Consider the following 22028-nt stretch of genomic DNA (forward strand, 5'->3'; position numbering starts at 1 on the left):
GGCAGGTTCCCCGAGAGCGCCTCACCTGCCTACGTTGATCAACAACAGTGGTCGCCCATCAAGTGGCTCATCGACCGCAGCACGACAGGACAGCGCCCCTGAGCACAGGAGGATTGCCGTGTTATTCCTCGATTCGGCCGACGATGCCGAGTGCGCACACTGGGTGGCCACAGCCCTGGTCCGGGGAGTGACGACGAACAGCACCCTGCTCATGAAGGCAGGTGTGAAACGGGCGACGGCGGCTGCGGACCGCATCCTCGGCTTCGGCGCACCGGAGGTGCACGTCCAGGTCATGGCCGAGGAACCGGAACGAGCCTTCGAGCAGGCAGGTGAGCTGGCCGCGTTCGACCCCCGGATCGTGGTGAAGATCCCCTTCGTCACCGCGTCGGGCCGGCTCCGCACCGACGTGGTGGGCCGGTGCGTGGAGACCGGGATCCCGGTCAACGTGACGGCGTGCACCACGCTGGCCCAGGGCCTGGCCGCGCTGGCTGTGGGCCCGCGTTACGTGAGCCTGCTGTGGTGCCGGACCCGGGACACCGGAGAGGACCCGCGCCGGGTCGTCACCTCGCTGGTCTCACGCCGTGACCGGCTCGGGAACGGCACCCGGGCCCTTGTGGGCAGTGTCCGTGAACCGAGGGACCTCACGGACGCGCTCGAGGCCGGCGCCGATGTCGTCACCGTGCCGCCGCACGTCCTCGGCCCATGGCTGAGCAGCGATGCCAGTCTGGCGATGGCACGCCAATTCCGCGACGACGCGCTGGGCCTGGAGCTGTGAGCGGCATCGTTCCGTTCGCCGACCCGTGTCTCGGTGAAGCGGAAGTCGAAGCCGTCACCAGGGTCCTGCGGAGCAACTGGATCGGCACCGGTGCGGAAACCGCGGCCGCGGAAGCGGAATTCGCCGAGTACCTCGGCGTGCCGCACACTCTGTTGCTCAACTCCGGTACCGCGGCACTGCATCTCGCCATGGTCAGTCTGGGAATCGGCCCGGGCGACGAAGTGATCGTCCCCACCGTGACGTTCACCGCCACCGCGGCGGCGGTCGTCCACGCCGGCGCGACACCGGTCCTGGTCGATGTGGAGCCCGGCACTCTGACGGTGGCTCCCGAAGCCGTGCGCCGGGCCGTCGGTCCGCGGACCAAGGCGGTGATCGCCGTCCACTTCGCCGGGCGCATGGCCGATGTGCGCGCGCTGCGGGCCCTGTGCGACGAGCGGGGGCTCGCTCTCGTCGAGGACTCGGCCCACGCACTGCCCGCGGAGCGCGACGGAACGTCCGTGGGACGCCTGGCGGACGCCGCCGCGTTCTCGTTCTTCGTCAGCAAACCGCTGACGAGCGCGGAGGGCGGACTGCTCGTCTCCCCGAGCGCCGAGACGATCCGCACCGCCCGGACGCTCAGCGCACACGGCATAGACCGGGACGCCTTCGCCCGCCATACAGGTGGCCCGTCTCCCCATTACGACGTCGTGGCTCCCGGCATGAAATACAACATGCCCGACACGGTGTCCGCCATGCTGCGGTGCCAGCTCGAGAAGGCCGACTGGATGCGCGAGCGCCGCAGGGCGGTCGCGGAAGCCTACCTGCGCGCCTTCGAAGACGTGCCGGGGCTCGAACTGCCACACCCGGACTCCGGGGCCGACCGATCGTCGTGGTACCTGTTCGCCGTACTCCTGCCGGAGGGCCGGGACCGGGACGCCGTGGCCGCACGGCTGCGGGAGCGGGGCATCGGTACGAGTGTCCATTTCCGGCCCCTGCACCACTTCAGCTACTACCGGCGTACCTGGGTGGGCTCCGCCGACGGCTTCCCCGTGGCCGACGCGGCCTTTCCCCGTCTGCTGTCCCTGCCTGTCCACCCCACGCTGACCGATGCCCAGGTGGAGCTCGTGATCTCGGAGTTCACGGACGTGGTGAAAGCGTCCGCGTCATGACCCAGTTCGTCGTTCTGTGCGGTGGGCTGGGCACCCGAATGGTCGCCGTCACCGGTGGGGGGCAGAAGTGCCTGGTCCCCGTCGGAGGCCGGCCGTTCCTCGCCCACGTGGTCGATGCCCTGCGATGCGGTGCGGGTGACCAGGTGCTCCTTCTCGCGGGGCACCGGGCGGCGGACATCGAGGCGTTCGCCACCGGCTGGAGGGACGCGCCGTTCGGTGTCGACACCGTCCGCCAGTCCCGGCCGAACGGCACCATCGCCGCGCTCCGCGAAGCGGCCGGTCTTCTCTCCGACGAGTTCGTGCTCGTCCTGGGGGACGTTCTGCCACCCCGCCGAACGGGGCCCTGGCGTGATCTGCGAGCCGTACTGGACACCTCCGGGGCTCTGGGCGTCATGGCCACCGCGCCCGCCGAGGCCAGCGGTGATCCCGGCAATGTCGAGGCCGACGGACCGCGGATCACCCGGTACGGCGCCGGCCGCGACGCTCCGTTCATCGATCGGGGCTGCCGTCTGCTGCGCCGGGTCTGCCTGGAGCGGCAGACGGGCGACACGGACCGGGACTTCTTCGGAGGGCTCGCCGCCTCCGGTCGGCTGGCCGGCTGTCTGATCGACGAACCCATCGTCGAGGTCGGCTCGCCGGACCGCTGGGAGCACGCGCAGCGTGTACTGACACAGGTGGGCAGGCAGTCATGACGCATCCGAGCGACAGCGGATCCGCGGTGGTGTGCGAGGCGCCCATGCGCCTGACCGTGGCAGGCGGTGGGACCGACCTGCCGGAGGTGTACGGGTTCGGGCCCACCTGGGTCCTCGGCGTGACAGTCGATCTCGCTGTGCGGGTGGCGGTGGCGGACTCCCCCAGGTTCGCCACGGCCGGGGCCGGCCTCTCGACCCGGGACGCCGCGTTCGCACTGGACATGGACAGCGACGATCCCCATCCCTATCTCAGGGCCGCGATCGCCCTTCTCCAGATACGGAAGCCGCGGTTCCATGTGTCGGTCCGCTCCCACGTTCTGCCAGGCTCGGGACTCGGCGGCTCGGGCGCTTTCTGTGCCGCGCTGCTCGGCGCACTCGCCCGGTTCCAGTGCCAGGCCGTCACGGTCGCGGACATCGCCGAAGCGGCTTTCCGGCTGGAGCGGGAGCTGCTGGGGCGACCGGTGGGAAAGCAGGACGCCTGGATCTCAGCCGTCGGCGGAGCGGTACGGCTGTCGTTGTCGTCCCGGGGGCACGTGCGGACGAGGGCCCATCCCGCGCTCCTCACCGCCATGGAGCGCCTGCTCGACCGCGATCTGCTGGTGTTCGCTCTGCCCGACCAACGAGATGCGGCCCGAGTCCTGTCCGCTGCGGCGCCCGGCACGGAGCAGGCCCGTGCCGCCGCCTTGCGCGCGGCCGAGATGACCGAGCAGGCGTTCCTCAGCTGCGACACCGCCGTGATCGGCGACGTCCTGCGGCGGCACTGGGCGGAGAAGGTACGCCGGAACCCCGCGGCGGACCACGAGCTCTGTCGCAGGGTCGCCGCCACGGCCGGCCGGACCGGAATCCATGGCTTCAAACTGCTCGGCGCGGGAGGCGGCGGGCACATGCTGGTGGCGCTCGACAGCTCCAGGCGCGCGGAGGTCATGGCGTGCTTGTCGGGCCTGGGACTGGCCCATGTTCCGGTGAAAGTCACCCGGCGCGGCCTCACCGCGGCCCCTGTACGGCCGGCGACGTCCGGCGCGTCCCAAGCGTTTCCCGGCGGCTGGAGGGGCTCATGCGCGTAGGAGTCGTCGGAGCGGGGCTGCAGGCACGTCGTCGGCTCGCGGTGCTGCCGGCGGAAGCCGAGCTGGTCGCCGTGGCCGACCGGGACGCCGACAAGGCTCGAGGCCTGACGCTCCGATACGGAGGCGCCGCGCTCGGCTGCTGGCAGCGCATGCTGGAGCGCACGGACGTGGACGCAGTACTGGTCTGTACGCCGCCGGACAGTCACGAAGAGATCACCACGGCGGCGCTCGGCTCCGGCAGACACGTTCTGTGCGAGAAGCCCCTCGCCGCCTCCGCCGGTGCGGCACATCGTATGGAGCAGGCGGCTGCCACGGCCGGACGCGTGCTGTACTGCGGGTTCAACCACCGGTTCCATCCCGCCGTACGACGGCTGCGACAGATGGTGGCCGATCACTCCTACGGCCGGCCGCTCGCCGCGGCCGGGATCTACGGCTACGGGGTCCGCGAGGGATACCGCGACGAGTGGCGTGCCGATCCCGCTGTCGTCTCCGGCGGGCAACTCATGGAGCAGGGCATCCATCTGGTCGACCTGGTCGACTCAGGTCTGTGGCCGGTGAACGAGGTCGTGGCCCAACTCCAGCACAACTTCGGCCTCAACGGGCTGGAGGACGACGCTCACCTGATGCTTCGTTCGAGCGCGGGGCAAGTCGCCTACCTGCGCAGCAGTCTCAGCCAGTGGCGCAATCGCTTCCTGTTCGAAGTCACCTGCGAGCGCGCGACGCTGCGGGTGGACGGGATCGGCGGTTCCTACGGCGAACAGACGCTGACCGTGGAGGAACGTGGCGACGGTCCGTTCCAGACCCATGTCACAAGTTTCCGTGGTGCGGACGTGACATGGCAGTGCGAGTGGGAGTGCTTTCTCTCGCTGTGCCGGCAGTCCCCCATCGCCGAGCCCGATGCCGGCGGGCGTCGTTCCCTGGCCATCGTGGAGGCCGCCTATCGGTCGGTCGCTGTCGGTGGCTGGACACGGGTGACCGAGGAGGCCCGATGAACACAAGCTCCATACCGTTCCTGCGTGACAGAGCCGCGACGGCGACGAGAGCCTTGGAGGAGAAGGAGATCGTCCACGCTGCCACGGTGCTGGACGAAGTCCGCCGTACCCAGGGGATCGTGATCGCCGCGGGCAACGGCGGATCCAGCTCGACAGCGACGCATTTCGCCGCGGACCTGGTGAAGTTCACCCGTAAGCCGGATGCCCCTCACTTCCGCGCGCTGTCGCTGACCGACAACATCGCCTGCCACACGGCGTGGACCAACGACGACGATCCCCGTCTGGCCCTGGCACGACTCGCCGAGCCCTGGCTGCCCAGCGGCCCCGGGCGCAGGGACGCCGCGGTGCTGTTCTCCGTGCACGGCGGCTCCCGCTCCGGAACGGTCTCCAACAACCTGGTGGAACTCGCCCATTACGTGCAAGGGCGCGGTGGTGACGTCATCGCGATCACCGGCTTCGACGGCGGAGCCCTGGGCGATCTCGCAGACGTCCACATCAACCTCCCCGTGTCGGACGAGCCGATCGCGACACCGGCGGTCGAGTCCATCCACCTTCTGATCGCCCATGCCCTGTGCCTCGCTCTGTCCGACCTGGAGGTCGAATGAGCACACCTCGCGTCCTGGTGACCGGCGGCGCCGGATTCATCGGCAGTCATGTCGTCGACCGCCTCGTCCGCGTCGGCGCTCCCGTCGTCGTGGTCGACGACTTCTCCAACAGCGGTCGGCAGTGGATCTCGGACCATGAACGCGCCGGCGCGATCACCGTGTACGAACTCGACGTCCTGGACACCTCGAGCCTCGCCGACCGCATGGCCGAGCACCGCGTCGACCACGTGATCCACCTCGCGGCGAGCGTCGACATGCGGATCGGGCTCGAGAACAACTGGATCGACGTCGAGCAGTCCGTCATCGGCACCCGGTCGGTCCTCGAAGCCATGCGCCAGGCCGAGGTCCGGCGCATCACCTTCTCCTCGTCGTCGACGGTCTACGGCGAACCGGAACACCGCCCCACCGCGGAACACCACGGTCCCATGCTGCCGATCTCGGTCTACGGTGCCGCCAAGCTGGGAGCGGAGGGACTCATCTCCGCCTACAACCACCTGTACGGCATCCAGGCTGCGATCTTCCGTTTCGGGAACGTCGTCGGCGGCCGGATGAACCACGGCGTGATCTACGACTTCCTGCACAGACTCGCGGCTCGTCCCGACCGCCTGGAAGTCCTCGGCGACGGCCGTCAGCGCAAGAACTACTTCCTCGTCGAGGACTGCGCCCGGGCCCTCGTCGACCTCGCACCTCCCGAGCACGAAGTCCTGGTGGCGAACCTGGGTACCAGCGACACGGTCGCCGTCTCCAGGATCGCCGAGATCGTGCTGGAGGAGACCGGCGTCGACGCCGACATCGTCTACGGCACCGAGGCACGCGGCTGGCCGGGGGACGTACCCGTGGTGGAGTTCGACCTGGCACGGGCCCACGCCCTGGGCTGGCACGCGAGCGTGCCCTCCGTGGACGCGGTGCGCGAGGCAGCCCGCCGTCTGATCGCGGAGAAGACCGTTGCCTAGGGCGCTGGTCGCGGGCGACTGGCATCTCGCCTCGGTGACGGTCGCGGGTTTGCTGGAACTGGGATACACGGTCCACAGCCACGTGTCCGACGGGGAGGTCTTCCGCCGGCTCGCTGACGGCTCGCTGACGGCCAACGAGCCGGGTGTGACCCCGGTGCTCGGGAAAGCGCTGGCCGACGGCGCCCTGCTGCCCGTGCTGGAGGAGGAATCACTGCCCGCGGTGGCACGGGAGTGCGATCTGAGCCTGGTGTCCTTCGACACCCGTACGCTGGCCGACGGAACGGTCGTGGACACCCGTCCGGCCCTCGCCGCCGGCACGCTGCTGCGCGTCACAGACGGAACGGGGCCCGTGGTGATGCTGAGTCAGGTACCTGCGGGAACCTCGGACTCGGTGCTTCACACCGCCGGGCTGTCCCCTGCCTCCGCCGCCTTGGTGCACATGCCGGAGAACCTCAGGCTGGGGCGTGCCCTGGAGGACTTCCTGACCCCGCACCGCCTGGTCGTGGGATGCAACGCCCCCGCTCTCCCCGACCCCGTGGAGGAGTTGCTCGTCCGCGTCGAAGCCCGTCACGTCGTGCGTCTGTCGCTGCTGGAGGCCGAGTTGGTCAAGCACGGGACCAACGCCTACCTGGCCGCCTGCATCACCCTGGCCAACGACATCGGGACCGTCGCGGCGCACCTGGGCGCCGACCCCGTACGCGTGATGAACGGGGTCAGGGCCGATGCGCGGATAGCCGACGGCGCTCCGTTACGGCCAGGGGAGGCGTACGCGGGCGCGACGCTGCAACGGGATGTGCGAGCGCTGTGGGAAGCGGGTGCTCCGGTGGGCCGGGACGGGCTGTTCAAAGCCATCTCGCATGCCAATGCTGTCCACGCGCTGGAGCCGTTGGCCGTGCTCGATCGCTGCCTGGACGGGCTGGCCGACCGGCATGTGTGTCTGCTGGGCCTCACCTACAAACCCGGGACGTCGACACTGCGCGACTCGCCCGCCGCACGCTTCGCACGTGAACTCACGGCGATGGGCTGCAAGGTGACCGCCTTCGATCCCGTCGCCGAGCCGGCGCTGCTGGAGGGGATCGTCCGCTACGACGCCCTCGAGGACGCCGTCCATGCGGCCGACTGCGTCGTACTGACGGTCGAGCACGACGAGTTCACCACTGCGCACGGCTTTCCGCTCGGCGACACCCGGCCCAGGCGTCGTCTGCTCGTCCGCACCAGTGCACGCGAGCGGGACAGCGGGGTCCCTACTCCCGCCGGCTGGGACTCGGTCGACCTGTGGCAGCGTTAGGAGGGGACGGCTCATGGTGTGTGTTCTTCGACCGGGACGGCACGCTCAACGACCATGTCGAGCGCGACGGGCGACGCAGTTCACCGCGCAGCCCCGAGGAATGGATTCCGCGGCCGGACGCCTCGGCCGCGCTCGGCAGGCTCCGCGCGGCCGGCGGCCGCCTCGTGGTGATCACCAATCAACCGGATCTGAGCCGGGGCCTGCTCGACCCCAGGGCGTTGGACGGGCTGCACCGCGCGCTGGCCGCAGAAGCCGGGGTCGACGACGTCTTCGTCTGCCCCCACCGAGCCGCCGACAGCTGCGCATGCCGCAAACCATCCAGTCACTGGCTGTACCGAGCGGCCCGCCGCCACCGGCTGGACCTGCACCTCAGCTATCTCGTCGGCGACCGGCCGACCGACGCCCAGGCCGGCCTGAACGCCGGGACGCGGGCCGTACTGCTCACCACCATCCGGCGGACGAGCAACGTTCCCGGGCTGCACTACGCGCCTGACCTGTCGGCGGCGGCCACCGAGATCCTCAGACACCGCGCCGGCTCTCAGACATCACGCTCCACCCTCGCGCTCAGTCCCAGAGAGGAAAAACATCATGGAATTCGGCACGATTCTCGCTTCCTCGGGTGAGTTCGGAGAACTCTTCGGCGGTGACGTCTGCCAGGAGGCTCTCGACCGCGGCTGGATCAGGCAGTTCACCGAGGGGCAATATGTCTACACCGCACCGTGGGTCAAGCTGCTGCGGCACCTTCAGCGTCCGCTCCTGGAGGAAGCGCGGCGCAACGGGTTCGAGGAATGGCTGTTTCCCCGGTTGATCCCCCGCCAGGCCCTGGAGGACTTCCGGCTCACCCAGTTCGCACCGGAACTGCTCATGCCGGCCGGTCCGGACAACACGTTCGTTCTCGACCCGGTGCAGTGCATCAGCCTCTACCAGCTCCTGCGAGGCAGCACACTCCCCCTCTCCGAACTGCCGATCCGCATCGTCGAGACGATGGGCGGCTGGACTTGGCGCAACGAGCACCCGGAGGACCTGGACGGCCCGATCAAGGCGAAGGAGTTCCTGCGGGTCGAGCACATTTTCCTCGGGACCCGTGAGCAGGTCCGGGCCACTCGCGCGGCGGTCCGCGAAGGCCTGACGTCGTTGCTGTCCGGCTGGGACCTGAGCTGGCAGATCGTGGCTGCCGAAGGGTGCATGGAGATCCCGTCCATGGTGAACGCGCAGCTGGAGGCCACCACCGCGGACGAAGTTCCCGTGCAGGACATCGAAGTGCCGCTGAGCAGCAACCGGCTCGACCGCGGTCGCCCCGACTGGGCGGAGGACTTCGACGAGCGCTTCGACCTGCGCGAGATATCGGGCTGCAGCTCGGAGGGAACGCACCTGACCGACCAGTTCGGCATCACCACGGAGAACGGAGAGGAACTGTGGAGCGGCTGCTGCGGGATGGGCCTCAACCGCCTGGCCGTGGCTTTCCTCTACCGGCACGGGTTCGACGCCACTGCCAAGGAGATCGATGTCTGAACACCGGGTCGCCTTCACGATCCTGACCAACGAGGGCTTCCGGCAGTTCGAGGGAGGCGTCGCCAGATATGTGCACAACATTCTGGACGCCCGCGAACAGGCCGAGGCCGTGGCGAGGCGGCACGGCGTCAGCGTCGAGTGGCACGTCGCCGAACGCGGAGCCCGGACGGGTACCGACGCGGCTTCGCTCCAGCGCGCGCTCGACCGCTACGTCCACAACGGCTCGGTCCAGTACCACTCGTTGCTGGACCCTCGCCACGGGTCGGACACCGACCACTTCGAACACTCGGTGGCGACCGGCGCCCAGGCCGGCCAGCTCACCCTGGCCCTGGCTCGGGACGCGGACTCGGTGCTCGTCATCGGCGGCATGACCATGTTCGCGATGGCACCACGCTTCGTCGTGCGGGCGGCCGAGCAGTACGGGGTCCGCGCCACCTTCGTCCACATGACCCACGAGCCGGTGCGGCGCCCGAAGAACGACGCGGGCCTGCCGTACGCCTACGCCGACACCGTGGCAGGCCATCTGGCACGCGTCGACGACCGGGTGTGTGTCGGCTGGGAGTCGGGATGGATGCGGGAGCAGTACCAGCAGGTCTACGGCCTGCCCGATGAGAAGCTGCTCTTCGCGCGGGCGGGTGTCCCCCTGGACGACCCCAAGTTCGCGCCGCAGAAGCCGGACGAGATCGAGGCGGCGCTGCGGAACGCCGGTGTCCCGCTGGACCGGGATCTCGTGGTGTCATGGGGCCGCGGTGACGCCTACAAAGGCTTCGACCTGTTCCTCGACGCGGCGAAGGCGGACGGCGACCGGCTCGTCCCCGTGGTCCTCAATCCCCGCCCCAATCCGGGCCTGGCGGAGCACGCCCGCCGGATCGGTTCCCCGGCCGTCCTGTTGTCCGGCATGAGCGACCGGTTCGTCTCGGCGGTGTGCCAGTGGCCCCGGACCGTGACCGCGGCCTTCCTGTCCAACGCCGAGGCGGCGGCGGTCGCGCCCGTCGAAGCCGCCCTCATGGGAGGCCGTCGGGGCCTGATCGTCACGACGGTCCCCACCGGGGTCTACCCGGAACTGAACCGCCACCTGGAAACCGGTGTCGTGGCCGCCGACCGGACCGTGGCGGGGGTGGCCGAAGCGCTGCGTGCGGCGCACGGACTGAGTCCGGCGCGACGAGTCGAGATGGGCACAGCGGCGTGGGAGAACGCCCGGAAGAACCATGATTTCAAGGTCAACTGGCTGCGCTCGTTCGAGGAGATGCTGACCCGTCACCTCGCCGTCGTCGGGGGCCTGCCCGGGCCCGACCCGGGGATCACCGCCAGGCCGGCGTCCGCCTCCGTCCCACGGACGCGCGAGCAGGCCGAGGACGAAAGGCTGCGGACATGAAACAAGAGCCCAAGCGCTGCGTCGTCGTCGGCGCGGGACCGCGTGCGACGGCGCTGGCCGAGGCGATGCAAGGACACCCGGAGGTGGTGCTGGCCGGCGTCTGCGATCCCTCGTCATCCGCGGTCGAACGGTTCACCGCACGGTTCACAGTGGTGGCAGCCGCCGGCCTCGACGGCGTTCTGGCCGAGGCGCGTCCCGATTTCGCGGTGGTGGCCACCCCTCCGGAGCGGCACGTGGAGGACGCTGTCGCGCTGATCCGGGCGGGCGTCCCCACCCTCGTCGAGTGCCCCATGGTCGAAACATTTGCGCAGGCCCGGACCCTCCACCAGGAGGCCCGGCGCGGCGGCGTGCCGGTGGAGATGGCGGAGTCCTTCTGCTACCTGCCCGGCGCTCAGGCCATGAAGCAGATCGCCGCCAAGCACCTCGCCTCGGGGGAGGGGATCCTGGGCGGCGAAGGTCTGTACATCGAGATGGACTTCAGTATCACCCCGGGCAACTGGCGCGAGCACTACGAGATGACGCGCTACATCACTCACGGCCTCGGGCCGCTCCTCTACGCCACCGGCCATCGTGCCCGCAGAGTCGTGGGTCTGGATCCGCTCGGTCGGCACTCACGTTCGTCCGGGGCCCTGCTGCCGACGGTACTGGTCGAGACCGACCACGGAGCGGTGTTCTATCTGGCACACAGTGGACTCGCTCCCCGCCCCGTGACCCGTTGGTGCCTGGTCGGTGAATCCTGGTCCCTCGAGACCGACCCGAGTGGTTCCTTCGACGGCCCGGTGAGGGTCTTCGAACCAAGGGGGGAGGACCCCGCGTCCGGCCAGTGGAACACGCACCCCCTCTCACCCTCCCAGCTGTACGCGGACCAGTGGGGCAAGGGCTGGGAAGCCGAACGTCTGATGCTGAGCCGGTTCGCCCGGCAGGTGGACGGCGCTCCGGCCGAGTTGGGCATCGATCTCTCGTTGAACATCTCCCTCGCGGGGGTGGCGGCGGCCCAGTCGGCGAAGAAGGGCGGCGAGCCCGTCGCGGTGCCCGAGACCGACCATGGAGGGGTGATCGCATGACCGGCACGCGTCCCGTCCCCGCCCCGCCCCCGGAACGACAGCGCCCGGGAGAACTCCTCGGTCTCGGAACGTGGCTGTTCGGCTGGGACACCCCCGAGCAGGAGGCCAGGCACCTGATGGCGAAGGCTCTGGATCACGGGATCACCTACTTCGACACGGCGAACAACTACGGTGACGGTGAGTCGGAGCGCATCGTTGGTTCCTTCCTGCGCACCCGGCGGGACCAGGTCGTGCTGGGCACCAAGGTCTACGCTCCGTTCGGGCCGGATCCAGCGGACCGGGGGCTGTCGGGGCAGGCTGTGCGACGCGCCGTCGACGGCTGCCTGCGGCGACTGGACACCGACCGCATAGACGTCCTGCACCTGCACCGCCCGGACCCTGATGTGCCGGCGGCCGAGACCGCCGGCGTCCTTGCGGAACTCGTCCGGGCGGGCAAGGTGCTCCGGGTCGCCACCAGTACCTTCAAAGGCCAGGACATCGACGCGATCCAGACGGCGCTGCGCCGGGAGGGCGTGGCCACCGCCGTCACCGACCAGGCGCCGTATTCGCTGCTGGAGCGACAGGTCGAGTCCGCGGCCGGTGCCGCCCTCCGTGCGTGGGGCATGAGTGTGATGGCCTGGAGTCCGCTCGGGGAGGGGCTGCTGACCGGGAAATACACCGGGTCCACCGGCGCGGGTCGGCTGCGCCGGTGGAATGTCCTTCCGCAGCGACGCTTTCAACGCGGAGTCGCCACCGCCGAGCGTTTCGGCCGGCTCGCCGCGGATCTGGGCCTCGCCCTTCCCCAGCTGGCACTGGCCTGGCTCGTCCGGCGCCCCCTGGTGTCGAGCCTGTTGATCGGGGCACGCACAGTCGACCAGTTCGACACGTACCTCGACGGCGTCTCCACCGAGCTGCCCCCCGGTGCGGACGTTCGGATCGACGCCATCCTGCCGCCGGGACAGACCGTGCTCGAGCACTACGCGACCTGACGAACGCGCATGGGTGGCAGCCCTGTCGGACGGAGGACAGCAGGGGTGGACGACGAAGTGAGGCCGGGCATGACGGAACTCCCCGCCCGTCAGGACCCACGAGTGCGGATCGATCTCAACACCGACTGGAGGTTCGTCAGGACCGACGTCGCCGGTGCGCAGGCACCGGAGTTCGACGACCATGGCTGGGCCGTGGTGAGCACTCCCCACACCTGGAACGCCGACGACGGCGCCAACGGCGGTTACGACTACTACCGAGGCATCGGCTGGTACCGCCGACGTGTCGAGGTTCCAGCCGATCTCGCGGGAAGAACGCTGATGCTGCAGTTCGCGGGAGCGAACCAAGTGGCCGAAGTCTGGGTCAACGGGACGCGTCTCGGCCTGCACAGAGGCGGGTACTCCCGGTTCCGGTTCGATGCCACGGCGGCCCTGTCCCCCGGGCAGGACAATGTGCTCGCGGTCAAGGTGAGCAACGCCATCGATCCCGACATCGCGCCGCTGGACGCGGACTACACCTTCAGCGGCGGCATCTACCGCGACGTCAGCCTGTGGGCCGTCGACCGGCTCCATGTCCAGCTGCTCGACCGCGCGGGCCCCGGCGTCTATCTGCGGCAGAGCGACGTCACCAGCGCCTCGGCGCGGGTCACCGTGACGACAAAGCTGTGGAACGACGGCGACGACGCGAGATCGGTCGCTGTCCGTACCGTCGTCACCGACGGGAACGGGGCGGCCGTCTCCGACGAAACCAGTCCCGCGGAGGTCATCGGCGCGGGTGCGGGCTCCGAGATCATCCAGACCATCGACCTTGCCGGGCCGCGCCTGTGGAACGGCACGGCGGATCCCCACCTCTACCGCGCGACGGTGGAGGTCCACGACATGACGAGCGGAACAGGCGCGGTCAGGGACGTGGTCACCGAAACCTTCGGTCTGCGCAGCGTCGCCGTCGAGGCGGCCACCGGCTTCCACCTCAATGGCACCGGCCTGAGCCTGAAGGGCGTCAACCTGCACCAGGACCGGGCGGTCAAGGGGTGGGCGGTCGACCACCGGGACCACCTGTGCGACTTCGACCTCATCAGGGAGATCGGGGCCACCGCCGTCCGCATGGCGCACTACCAGCACGATCAGAAGGTCTACGAGCTGGCCGACGAACGCGGCCTGGTGGTGTGGGCGGAGATCCCGCTGATCAACCATGTCTGTGACTCGGCCGCCTTCACCGTCAGCACGGAGGACCAACTGCGCGAGCTGATACGGCAGAACTTCAACCATCCGTCGATCGTTTTCTGGGGCATCGGCAACGAGTGTGACGACGACTCCACAGCGAACAGTCTGCTCGCCCGTCTGGCCGCGGTCGTCGAAGCCGAGGACCCGGACCGGATATCCACCTACGCGTCGAACAGCGCCGACAACGCGGCGGTTGGGCTGCACACACAGACGTGCGGCTTCAACAAGTACTACGGCTGGTACGAGGACGCCGATGACGGCGTGCTCGGTGCGTGGGCCGACGCGTTCCACGAGAACCACCCCGACCGCAAGATCGCGGTCTCGGAGTACGGCGCCGGGGCCAACATCGAGCAGCACGCGTCCAGTTCGGCCGCACCGGTCTGGGACGGCCCTTTCCACCCGGAGGAATACCAGGCCCTTCTCCACGAAGCCGCCTGGCAGCAACTCGAAGCGCGACCGTACATCTGGGGCACGTTTGTATGGAGCATGTTCGACTTCGCCTCCGACAGGCGCGATGAGGGAAGCCAGCCCGGGATAAACGACAAGGGGCTGATCACCCGCGATCGGGCGGTCCGCAAGGACGCCTTCTACTGGTACAAGGCCAACTGGGCATCGTCACCCACGCTTCACATCACCAGCCGCCGCTGGAGGCACCGGACCGAAGCAGTGGCAGAGCTGAAGGTCTACTCCAACGCCAGTCAGGTTGCGGCCACAGTCAACGGCACCTTCCTCGGCACCCGGAGCAGCGCCGACCACATCTTCAAGTGGCCCGATGTAGTGCTGAAGCCCGGTGACAACACAGTGATCGTGACAGCGGCCATCGGCGACACCGTTCACACCGACACCGTCACCTGGACACTCGAGACCGGTCCACCTGAGTAGCTGCTGGGGGCACCATGAGTGAGTGCCGACAGGGGGGAGTTTCACGTGACATGATGCGCGGCCATGGGAGCGAGAGATGACAGTGATGAGGCGTACGTAGTCGGCCTGTGCAACCAGGTGCTCGGTGAGACGGCAATGACCCAGCACAAGTTCGACTGGCTGCTGGGGGATCCCGGGGCGGGCGGCCTGGATCCTTGCCCGCTCCGCGCAGGCGGCGATAGCGGCGGCCGCCGTGGCGGACGTGTTCCGCGCGGCGGCAGTCCGGGACCACTACCTGCGCCACACGGATGTGTCCCTGCATCAGTCGGGCTTCATCTCCATGATCTTCCTCTATCTGATGACTCTTGCGATCGTGCTGTTCCTCGTGTGGCTCGCCCGGGCCCGGCGCAATGCCCAGGAGCTGTCTCCCGAGGCCTCGGTCCCGAGTCGGGGCTGGACGATCGGCGCGTGGTTCATACCGGTGGTCAACTTCTTTGTCCCGCGCCAGTTCGTCCTCGACATCGGGCGCGCGAGCTCCGCGTCGTGGGGGCAGAAACGAGACACGACACTGGTGAACCTGTGGTGGGGCGCCTGGATCGCGCACGCGGTGGTGCTCGTGGTGGGGGGCCGGGTGGCCCCGGGGTCGATGGCCCTCCTCGTGGCGGCGGAGGCGCTCATGATCGCGGCGGCCGTGCTGCTGGGGCTCGTCATCGAGCGCATCACCGCGCTGCAGAGCGCCGCGCTCGGCACCACCGCCCCGATCGCACCTCTCGCCCAGGCGTGAGGCAGTCCCCCCCGCGGCCAGGGCTTCGGCGTAGTCGCCCGATGTCCGGTTCGCAATGAAGTGTCAGTTCGGGTGAATCGACCTGTCCGTCGAGTCCGGCTGTCCCTCGGCTTCCTCGCGTCGTGGCACGGCACGAACTCGGTACCGGTGGACTTCACGCTGAACGGGCGGGGCTGCGGGGCCTCTTGAGGTCCACAGGTTGCATCGCAGAAGCGCTTAAATGCGTTGACCCACCACCGTGGGGTCCGGATAGAGTTACGACGTCTTCGACCGCGGCCACGCGCCGCGGTCGCCGCACAAGTGAGTAGTAGGAGGTGTCGACCGATGGCTGTCACTGAGATGGGCGCTGCCCGCATCCAGGAGTTCATCAAGTCCACCTCCGTGGCCACCGGCTGACCTCACACTCCTTCGCGCGCACCACAGCGCGCTCGCCGGGGCCGCCCTTGTGAAGGGTCACCCTTGACTTCCACCCCTGCTTTCTCCGCGTTGGCCGCGTACGGCTGGGACCAGGACTGGGCCGACGCGTTCACCCCGCACGACGCCGAGGGGCTGCTGCCCGGGCGCGTGGTGCGGGTCGACCGCGGACAGTGCGACGTGGTCACCGCCGACGGGACCGTGCGGGCCGACACCGCGTTCGTCACCCCGCACGACCCGCTGCGGGTCGTCTGCACCGGCGACTGGGTCGCCCTCGAACCCTCCGGGAACCCGCGCTACGTACGGACGTACCTGCCGCGCCGTACCGCCTTCGTGCGCTCCACCTCCTCCAAGCGGTCCGAGGGGCAGATCCTCGCGGCCAACGTCGACCACGCGATCATCGCGGTGTCGCTCGCCGTCGAACTCGACCTGGGCCGCATCGAACGGTTCCTGGCACTCGCCTGGGAGTCCGGGGCACAGCCCGTGGTCGCGCTCACCAAGGCCGACCTGGTCCCGGACGCGGTCACCCTCGCCCATCTCGTCCAGGACGTGGAGACCAGCGCGCCCGGGGTCGCCGTGCTGCCCGTCAGCGCGGAGGCCGGGGAGGGGCTCGACGTCCTGGCCGCCGTGGTCGCGGGCGGGACGTCCGTGCTGCTCGGGCAGTCCGGCGCGGGCAAGTCGACGCTCGCCAACGCGCTGGTCGGCGAGGAGGTGATGGACGTACAGGCCGCCCGTGACGTCGACGGCAAGGGACGCCACACGACCACCACCCGCAACCTGCTCGCCCTGCCCGGCGGCGGCGTGCTGATCGACACCCCCGGGCTGCGCGGTGTCGGACTGTGGGACGCCGAGACCGGTGTCGGCCAGGTGTTCGCGGAGATCGAGGAACTGGCCGCCCGGTGCCGCTTCCACGACTGCGCCCACGAGAGCGAGCCCGGCTGCGCGGTCCTCGCCGCCATCGACACCGGCGAACTGCCCGAACGACGGCTGGACAGCTACCGCAAGCTGATGCGGGAGAACCAGCGCATCGTCGCCAAGACGGACGCCCGGGTCCGGGCGGAGATCCGCCGGGACTGGAAGCGGAAGGGGGCGGAGGGCAAGGCGGCGATGGAGGCGAAGCGGGGGCGCTGGCGCTAGGGGCGCCCCTGAGCCGGGGCCGGGTGGGGCGGGTGGGAACGTCGTGTCCGATTTCCGCCAGACCCGGCCCCTGATCCTCGCCCAGAATGGAGCGTATGACGGACGAGGACAGCAGGTACGAAGCCGTGCGGAGCCGGGACGCCCGGTTCGACGGGGAGTTCTTCTTCGCTGTCGTGACGACCGGGATCTACTGCCGGCCCAGCTGCCCGGCGGTGACGCCGAAGCGGTGCAACGTGCGGTTCTTCGCGACGGCCGCCGCCGCGCAGGGCTCGGGGTTCCGGGCCTGCCGGCGGTGCCGTCCGGACGCCGCGCCCGGCTCCGCGGAGTGGAACGTGCGCGCCGACGTCGTGGGACGGGCCATGCGGCTCATCGGGGACGGCGTCGTCGACCGGGAGGGCGTCGCCGGGCTCGCCGTGCGGCTGGGGTACAGCGCCCGGCAGGTGCAGCGGCAGCTCACCGCGGAGCTGGGCGCCGGGCCCGTCGCACTCGCCCGGGCGCAGCGGGCGCACGCCGCTCGGGTCCTGCTGCAGACGACGGACCTGCCGGTCACGGAGATCGCCTTCGCGTCCGGGTGCGGCAGCGTGCGGCAGTTCAACGACACGATCCGGGCGGTGTACGCCGTGACGCCCAGCGCGCTGCGGGCGGCCGCACCCCGGAGCGGCCGTGCGGCCCGTCGTGCGGCCACGCCGACCGCCGGGATACCGCTGCGGCTCGCCCACCGGGGCCCGTACCACGCCGCAGCCGTCTTCGACCTGCTCCAGCGGGAGGCCGTCACCGGCGTCGAGGAGGTGAGCGGGGCACCGGGGGACCGCACCTACCGCCGTACGCTCCGACTGCCGTACGGCACCGGCATCGTCGCCGTCGACGAGCGCCCGGGCGCCGCGAAGGAGGGGCTCGCCGCCCACCCCGGCGGCTGGCTGGACGCACGGCTGCACCTCACCGATCCACGGGACCTCAGCACCGCCGTGCAGCGGCTGCGGCGGCTGTTCGACCTCGACGCCGACCCGTACGCCGTCGACGAGCGGCTCGGCGCCGACCCGCACCTCGCCCCGCTGGTCGCCGCACGGCCCGGGCTGCGGTCACCGGGCGCCGCCGACCCGGAGGAAGCGGCCGTACGGGCGCTGGTGGGGCCCGAAGAGGCCGCACGGCTGGTGTACGCCCACGGCAAGATGCTCGACGCCCCCTGCGGCACCCTCACCCATGCCTTCCCCGAGCCGGCCGCCCTCGCGGAGGCCGAGCCGCACGGCACCCTCGGCACGCTCGCCGCCGCCCTCGCCGACGGCACCGTACGGCTGGACGCGGGCGCCGACCGGGACGAGGCGCAAGCGGCACTGCGCGCGCTGCCCGGCCTGGACCCCGCCACGGTCGCCGTCGTCCGCGCCCGTGCCCTCGGCGACCCCGACACGGCGCCACCGGACGTGGACGCCCCCGACAGCTGGCGCCCCTGGCGCACGTACGCCCTGCACCATCTGCGCGCGGCGGGGGAGACGCCGATGCCCCGGCCGGGCGAGGGCGGCCCGTTCACCCCCACAGCACGGCCACCAGCCACGCCGCCGCGATCAGCTGGCAGGTGAACAGCTCCGCCAGAATGCTCCAGCCGCCCGAGCGCATCACCGTGCGCAGGGCCGCACGTGCCGCGCCGGGGCGGCCCAGGCGGAGCCGCTCGGCCAGGTAGATGCCGCCCAGGAAGCCGGGGATCGCGCCCAGCACGGGGATCAGGAAGAAGCCGAGGAACGAGCCGGTTCCGGCGTAGACCGCAGTCCGCCGGGGGATGTCGCCCGGGCGCAGCCGTCGGGGCGGCAGGGCCCAGCGGGCCACCTGGGAGAGGAGCAGGGCCACGGTGGCCCCCACCAGGACGCCCCAGGCGACCGGCTGGGGATCCTTCAACGCCCACCACAGGACCGCGGACCACACCAGCCAGGAGCCCGGTACGCCGGGCACCAGCACTCCGCACAGGCCGAGCAGGATGACCAGACCGACCAGCAGGAGTTCCCACACTCCCATCTGTTCAGCCTGCCCGAGGGCGGGAGACCTCGCAGATCAGGCACGGTGGCCCGCGCGCCATCGGCTATCGCCCGCGCGTCACCCACCCTCGCTCGTAGGCGTGCCAGCCCAGTTGCAGCCGTGTCGTCACCCCGGCCAGTTCCATCAGCCGCTTCACCCGGCGCTGTACGGTCCGCAGGCCCAGGTCGAGCTGCTTGGCGACGCTCGCGTCGGTGAGGCCGGCGAGGAGCAGGGAGAGGATGTCCAGGTCGGTGGGGTCGGGGGCCTGGTCCTCGAGGTCCCGCATGTCGGCCGTCGCGGACCGCGAGGGCCGTGCCTCCCGCCACACGGACTCGAACAGCGCCGACAGCAGCTCCAGCAGTCCACCGGCGTGCACCACGAGCGCGGCGGGCTCCGTACCGACGCCGACGTGCGGCACCAGCGCGAGCGCCCGGTCGGCGATCACCAACGGCGTGGGGACCCTGTCCACGACCCGCACCTGCTCGTCCCGCCCGGGCGCCCCGGTCAGCGACGTGATGCCGTGCGGCCGCTCCTGTACCGGCCGCTCGATCACCACCCGGTGCCGGACCCGGCAGTCGGCCGCTCCCGCCTCCGGCACCCCGGCCAGGACGGCCGGACCCTCCGCGACCAACGCGCACACCTCCTCGCTCGCCGTGAGCCGGAGTTGCCGGAAGCGCCGCGCGATCGCGTCAGCGCCGGTCACCACTTCGACCAGGCCGGGCACGGCTGGCCCACCGGGCGTGGCCCGGTGGGCCGGCTCGTGCGTGTCGTACAGACCTGTCACTCCCTGCATCGGCTGTGACGTCCTTCCCCGGCGAACGACCGCGCGGACGCCGTCCGTGGCGGAAACCGGCCACGGCGTGAGCCGCCTCGGCACATCATCGCCGCACCACCGGTCACTCTGACAAGGCATCGCCCCAGGCGGAACCACGTGATCGTCAGTCACAGCCGATTATCAGGAAAGCGGTGCACGCCGGCCGACTCACCGGAGGGCTCTCCTCCCCTCACCCTTCGCATCACCGTTCGATGCGCCGAGTCGCGCCGGATTTTCCCGATGCCCCGTTTTCATCCGGCCCGTGCGGTGGACAATTGGGGGCATGAGCCAGCAGGGGGGAAGGCCCACCGGTCACGAGGACGACTGGTGGGGGCAGCTGTACGACGACTCCGTCGAGGACACGGGCCCCACGGCCGGGGCCGACTCGCTGGACGACCGATTCGCCTCCGCGGCGGGGACGCTGGCCGTCGAGCGGCGGGGCGCGGACGACACGGTCCCGCCCGACGACCGGTCCGCCGCGGACGCCCCACCGCCGCCCTCGCAACCACCGCCACCGCCGGAATCCCGGGTCCCCCCGCCACGGTCCCGGTCCACCGCCGAGACCGGCCCCGCTCCGAGCGCCGGAACGTCCCCGCGCCGACGCGCCCCCTGGGAACCCCCGCCCGACCCACCCCCGGGCCCCGCGAGCTTCCCACCCGGCCCCCTCCCCCCGGGCTTCGACGAGCGAACACCCCACGACGTCACCCCGGGCGCCCCCGACGACTTCACCCCGGGCGCCCCCGACGACTTCACCGCGGCCGCCCCCGACGGCCGTGCGCTGACGGATGCGCCGCCCCCGCTCCCCGGGCCGGCTGAGCCGGGCGGTCGTGCGCCGACGGATGCGCGGCCCTCCGTCCCGGCGCCCGCTCAGCCGGGCGGCCTTGCGCCGGCGGATGCGCCGTCCGCCCGCGGGCTCGGTCAGCCGGGCGGTCGTGCGCCGACGGATGCGCGGCCCTCCGTCCCGGCGCCCGCTCAGCCGGGCGGCCCTGCGCCGACCGACCCGCCGCCTCCCGTCTCCGCGCCCGCCCAGCCGAGCGGCCGTACGCCGGCCGATGCGCCGCCCCGGCCCGCGGTCGATCCGCCCGACGGCCGCGCGTCGAACAGGGGCCCGCGCGCCCCCGCCCCTGGCCGCACCGGTGATCGAACGCCCATGGGGGCACCCCCCGCAGCCGCTCCCGCCGACGCCACGGACCACGTCCCCCCGATCCCCGAGCGCCCCGCGTTCCCCCCGGGAGCCGCCGACCCGGACGGCACCCCGACAGCGCCGCCGCCCGCCCCGCCGGCCGGTGCCCGCACCGACACCGCGCTCGATCTCCCCGTCCCGGCCCCGGCTTTCAGGGACTACGTCGGCTCCGGTCCGCCCACCTACGACGCCGAGCCCACCGCGCTGCCGCCCGCGGACCCCGACGACCTGGACGACCTGGTCCCGGACACCGTGCTCGACGGTGCCCGGTACGGCGCCAGCACGCTGCGGGCGGTCTCCGTGCGCGGGGACTCCGCCCGGTACCGGGGTGAGCCGCGCCGGGACTCCCTGCTCACCGCCCGGTTCGGCAGCGGTGAGCACGCGCTGGTCCTGGTCGCGATGGCGACCGGCGCGCGGGCCACCGCCGGAGCGCACCGGGCGGCCGCCGAGGTCTGCCAGTGGATCGGGCGGGCCGTGGGCCGCAGTCACGCGCGGCTCGCCGAGGACATCCGGGCCGGCCGGCGCGGCGACCTCAAGTCGGGGCTGCACCGACTGACCGACCGCAGCCTCGGCAAACTCCGCGCCAGCGCCGTCGAACAGGGCGTCGAACCGGAGGAGTACGCGGCCACCCTGCGCTGCCTCCTGCTGCCCGTCGACCCCGACTGCCGTACACGCGTCTTCTTCGGTGTCGGGCAGGGCGGACTGTTCCGCCTCCGGGACGGCGAATGGCACGACATAGAGCCCCGGGTCACCGACGCCACCGGCGAGCCCGTCGTCGGCTTCGGTTCGCTGCCCGCCGAGACCCCCGAGGGCGACCGGCTCACCATGGACCTGGGCATCACCACACCCCCCGGCCCGTACGAGGAGGACCCCGGCCCGCCCCGCGAGCCCTTCCGCTTCCGCGCCTCCGTCGCCCGACCCGGCGACACCCTGCTGATGTGCACCGCCGGCCTGGCCGACCCGCTGCGCGGCGAGCCGGAGCTGTCCGCGCACCTCACCCGGCGGTGGTCGGGGCCCACCGCACCGGGCCTGGTCACGTTCCTCGCCGACGCCGGTATACGGGTCAAGGGGTACGCGGACGACCGTACGGCCGCGGCCGTTTGGGAGGCGTGACGGCGTTCCCTGTGAATTGATGGACCCGCAGGGATCCCCGGACACCGAAGGGGCAGCAGAG

General features: G+C 71.1%; 19 protein-coding genes and 1 pseudogene. 18 read left to right on the plus strand and 2 right to left on the minus strand.

Annotated elements, in window-relative coordinates:
• Positions 1–118 precede the first annotated feature (118 nt).
• From ACGFNV_RS39580 to ACGFNV_RS39660, 17 genes are all read left to right on the plus strand, one after another.
• Positions 119–775 carry a transaldolase family protein gene (locus ACGFNV_RS39580; protein ID WP_393629560.1) on the plus strand — a complete coding sequence of 219 codons (657 nt, stop codon included), beginning with the start codon at positions 119–121 and terminating at the stop codon, positions 773–775.
• The gene (locus ACGFNV_RS39585; RefSeq protein WP_393629562.1) at positions 772–1923 is read left to right on the plus strand and encodes a DegT/DnrJ/EryC1/StrS family aminotransferase; all 1152 of its coding nucleotides are present in this window, start codon (positions 772–774) and stop codon (positions 1921–1923) included. Before ACGFNV_RS39580 ends, ACGFNV_RS39585 begins: the two co-directional genes overlap by 4 nt.
• Positions 1920–2615 carry an NTP transferase domain-containing protein gene (locus ACGFNV_RS39590; RefSeq protein WP_393629564.1) on the plus strand — a complete coding sequence of 232 codons (696 nt, stop codon included), beginning with the start codon at positions 1920–1922 and terminating at the stop codon, positions 2613–2615. Before ACGFNV_RS39585 ends, ACGFNV_RS39590 begins: the two co-directional genes overlap by 4 nt.
• Positions 2612–3679 (plus strand): hypothetical protein, encoded by a 1068-nt coding sequence (locus ACGFNV_RS39595; RefSeq protein WP_393629566.1) that lies wholly within the window; start codon positions 2612–2614, stop codon positions 3677–3679. Before ACGFNV_RS39590 ends, ACGFNV_RS39595 begins: the two co-directional genes overlap by 4 nt.
• The gene (locus ACGFNV_RS39600) at positions 3670–4671 is read left to right on the plus strand and encodes a Gfo/Idh/MocA family protein (protein ID WP_393629568.1); all 1002 of its coding nucleotides are present in this window, start codon (positions 3670–3672) and stop codon (positions 4669–4671) included. Before ACGFNV_RS39595 ends, ACGFNV_RS39600 begins: the two co-directional genes overlap by 10 nt.
• Positions 4668–5276, plus strand: a complete 609-nt coding sequence (locus ACGFNV_RS39605; protein ID WP_393629570.1) for an SIS domain-containing protein — start codon at positions 4668–4670, stop codon at positions 5274–5276. The genes ACGFNV_RS39600 and ACGFNV_RS39605 overlap by 4 nt, the downstream gene beginning before the upstream one ends.
• Positions 5273–6229: an SDR family NAD(P)-dependent oxidoreductase gene (locus ACGFNV_RS39610; RefSeq protein ID WP_393629571.1), complete on the plus strand. Its 957-nt coding sequence runs from the start codon at positions 5273–5275 to the stop codon at positions 6227–6229. The genes ACGFNV_RS39605 and ACGFNV_RS39610 overlap by 4 nt, the downstream gene beginning before the upstream one ends.
• Positions 6222–7517 (plus strand): UDP binding domain-containing protein, encoded by a 1296-nt coding sequence (locus ACGFNV_RS39615; protein ID WP_393629572.1) that lies wholly within the window; start codon positions 6222–6224, stop codon positions 7515–7517. The genes ACGFNV_RS39610 and ACGFNV_RS39615 overlap by 8 nt, the downstream gene beginning before the upstream one ends.
• Positions 7505–8140 (plus strand): D-glycero-alpha-D-manno-heptose-1,7-bisphosphate 7-phosphatase, encoded by a 636-nt coding sequence (locus ACGFNV_RS39620; protein WP_393629574.1) that lies wholly within the window; start codon positions 7505–7507, stop codon positions 8138–8140. The genes ACGFNV_RS39615 and ACGFNV_RS39620 overlap by 13 nt, the downstream gene beginning before the upstream one ends.
• Positions 8106–9029, plus strand: a complete 924-nt coding sequence (locus ACGFNV_RS39625) for a hypothetical protein (RefSeq protein ID WP_393629576.1) — start codon at positions 8106–8108, stop codon at positions 9027–9029. The genes ACGFNV_RS39620 and ACGFNV_RS39625 overlap by 35 nt, the downstream gene beginning before the upstream one ends.
• A complete protein-coding gene (locus tag ACGFNV_RS39630; protein WP_393629578.1) occupies positions 9022–10404 on the plus strand; it encodes a hypothetical protein in 1383 nt (460 codons plus the stop codon). The genes ACGFNV_RS39625 and ACGFNV_RS39630 overlap by 8 nt, the downstream gene beginning before the upstream one ends.
• Positions 10401–11468: a Gfo/Idh/MocA family protein gene (locus ACGFNV_RS39635; RefSeq protein ID WP_393629580.1), complete on the plus strand. Its 1068-nt coding sequence runs from the start codon at positions 10401–10403 to the stop codon at positions 11466–11468. The genes ACGFNV_RS39630 and ACGFNV_RS39635 overlap by 4 nt, the downstream gene beginning before the upstream one ends.
• Complete coding sequence (locus ACGFNV_RS39640; protein ID WP_393629581.1) at positions 11465–12436, plus strand: aldo/keto reductase; 972 nt, start codon at positions 11465–11467, stop codon at positions 12434–12436. Before ACGFNV_RS39635 ends, ACGFNV_RS39640 begins: the two co-directional genes overlap by 4 nt.
• Positions 12437–12505: 69 nt before the next feature.
• Positions 12506–14539, plus strand: coding sequence for a glycoside hydrolase family 2 protein (locus ACGFNV_RS39645; RefSeq protein WP_393629583.1), 2034 nt, complete (start codon positions 12506–12508; stop codon positions 14537–14539).
• A 232-nt stretch (positions 14540–14771) separates the two neighbouring features.
• Positions 14772–15302 carry a DUF4328 domain-containing protein gene (locus tag ACGFNV_RS39650; protein WP_393629585.1) on the plus strand — a complete coding sequence of 177 codons (531 nt, stop codon included), beginning with the start codon at positions 14772–14774 and terminating at the stop codon, positions 15300–15302.
• Between the two features lie 459 nt (positions 15303–15761).
• Positions 15762–16853 (plus strand): ribosome small subunit-dependent GTPase A, encoded by a 1092-nt coding sequence (gene rsgA, locus ACGFNV_RS39655; RefSeq protein ID WP_393629587.1) that lies wholly within the window; start codon positions 15762–15764, stop codon positions 16851–16853.
• Between the two features lie 95 nt (positions 16854–16948).
• Complete coding sequence (locus ACGFNV_RS39660) at positions 16949–18427, plus strand: DNA-3-methyladenine glycosylase 2 family protein (RefSeq protein WP_393629589.1); 1479 nt, start codon at positions 16949–16951, stop codon at positions 18425–18427.
• Here the strand turns inward: ACGFNV_RS39660 and ACGFNV_RS39665 are convergent.
• Together ACGFNV_RS39665 and ACGFNV_RS39670 are read right to left on the minus strand one after the other, a co-directional pair.
• Positions 18375–18857 carry a DUF456 domain-containing protein gene (locus tag ACGFNV_RS39665; protein WP_393629591.1) on the minus strand — a complete coding sequence of 161 codons (483 nt, stop codon included), beginning with the start codon at positions 18855–18857 and terminating at the stop codon, positions 18375–18377. The genes ACGFNV_RS39660 and ACGFNV_RS39665 overlap by 53 nt on opposite strands.
• A gap of 64 nt (positions 18858–18921) precedes the next feature.
• Positions 18922–19608: pseudogene (locus tag ACGFNV_RS39670) on the minus strand (winged helix-turn-helix transcriptional regulator); the annotation flags it as partial.
• Positions 19609–19954: 346 nt separating this feature from the next.
• On the opposite strand from ACGFNV_RS39670, the gene ACGFNV_RS39675 reads away from it, so the two are divergent.
• The gene (locus ACGFNV_RS39675) at positions 19955–21967 is read left to right on the plus strand and encodes a protein phosphatase 2C domain-containing protein (protein ID WP_393629593.1); all 2013 of its coding nucleotides are present in this window, start codon (positions 19955–19957) and stop codon (positions 21965–21967) included.
• Positions 21968–22028: the final 61 nt, after the last annotated feature.

It is taken from the genome of Streptomyces sp. NPDC048751 (assembly GCF_043198595.1).
GTDB lineage: Bacteria > Actinomycetota > Actinomycetes > Streptomycetales > Streptomycetaceae > Streptomyces.